The 1,159-nt window shown below is 70.6% G+C and carries 3 protein-coding genes; 2 read left to right on the top strand and 1 reads right to left on the bottom strand.

The features are described 5' to 3' along the window. On the bottom strand, nucleotides 1-476 hold a 476-nt coding region (locus tag BIV03_RS05715), incomplete at its 3' end, for an NADPH-dependent F420 reductase (RefSeq protein WP_071294966.1). 92 nt (nucleotides 477-568) lie between these two features. On the opposite strand from BIV03_RS05715, the gene BIV03_RS05710 reads away from it, so the two are divergent. Further along, the gene (locus BIV03_RS05710) at nucleotides 569-865 is read left to right on the top strand and encodes a GNAT family N-acetyltransferase (RefSeq protein WP_070418618.1); all 297 of its coding nucleotides are present in this window, start codon (nucleotides 569-571) and stop codon (nucleotides 863-865) included. A 22-nt stretch (nucleotides 866-887) separates the two neighbouring features. After that, nucleotides 888-1,159 (top strand): VOC family protein (locus BIV03_RS05705; RefSeq protein WP_175475734.1); only part of this gene is annotated, 272 nt, incomplete at its 3' end.

Here is a 1,159-nt window from a genome sequence, read left to right as displayed (position 1 = left end):
GCGTCGGCGTCGTCCCCGGCCACCACGAGCGCGCGACGGTCCGGGGTGCCCGCAGCGGAGGCGTGGCCGGTGAGGTCCGCGGCGCCGATGTGGTTGAACGCCTTCACGACCCGGGCGCCGGGGAGGTGGTCCTGCAGGAGCTCCGCGGTCGTGGTGGTCTCGGAGTCGAGCGCCTCGATGTGGCCGTCGCGCTGCGGGTAGTAGTTGTTCGTGTCGATCACGACCTTGCCCTCGAGGGGGCCGGCCGGGATGGTCTCGATCGCGGCGAGCGGGGTCGTGACGACGACGATCTCGCCAGCGGCGGCCGCCTCGTCGCGGGTCGCGGCCCGGGCACCCGCGCCGAGCTCCGTGACCAGGTCCGTGAGGGTCTCGGGGCCGCGGGAGTTCGCGATCACCACCTCGTGTCCGTTCCGCACCGCCAGCCGTGCGAGCTGGGATCCGATGTTGCCTGCGCCGATGATGCCGATTGTCGTCATGGTGTCCGAGCAACGCCCGACCCCGACCCGCCCATTCCCGACGGTCTGACCGCCTGCCGCCCTCGCTGCCGCCGAGGGTGCATGATGGCGGCATGGACCACGAGTTCCGCGACGAAGCCGACCAGGACCGCTACGCGATGTACGTCGGCGGCGAACTCGTGAGCGTCCTCGATTACCGCGAGAACGGCGACGCGATCGCGTTCCCGCACACGTACACGGTGCCGAAGCACCGTGGGCACGGGTACGCCGCCGAGCTCGTCGACTTCGCGGTCGCCGACGTCGAGGCGAACTCCACCCGGCGCATCGTCCCGATGTGCTGGTTCGTCGGCAAGTGGTTCGACGAGCACCCCGAGAAGGCAGACCTGCTCAGCCGCGGCGCTGCGGACTGAGCCGAACCGGAAGGCCCCGCCCATGCCGACGATCACCCCGTTCCTCTGGTACGACGACCAGGCCGAGCAGGCGGCGGAGCACTACGTGTCGCTCTTCCCCGACAGCAGCATCGACAGCGTGAGCAAGACTCCGGACGGGCAGACCCTCGTCGTCGAGTTCACGCTCCTCGGCAAGCCCTACCGTGCGATGAACGGCGGTCCGGGGCACGAGCACACCGACGCGGTCTCGTTCCAGGTCGACGTCGACGACCAGGAGGAGCTCGACCGCATCTGGGACGCCCTGCTCGCCGACGG

The organism is Curtobacterium sp. MCBA15_016 (genome assembly GCF_001865105.1).
Taxonomy (GTDB): domain Bacteria; phylum Actinomycetota; class Actinomycetes; order Actinomycetales; family Microbacteriaceae; genus Curtobacterium.
This window is presented reverse-complemented; position numbering and strand designations above follow the sequence as displayed.

Excerpts from the sequence above, each read along its gene's own strand:
- BIV03_RS05710 (WP_070418618.1), top strand. The coding sequence starts at position 569 with ATGGACCACGAGTTCCGCGACGAAGCCGACCAGGACCGCTACGCGATG.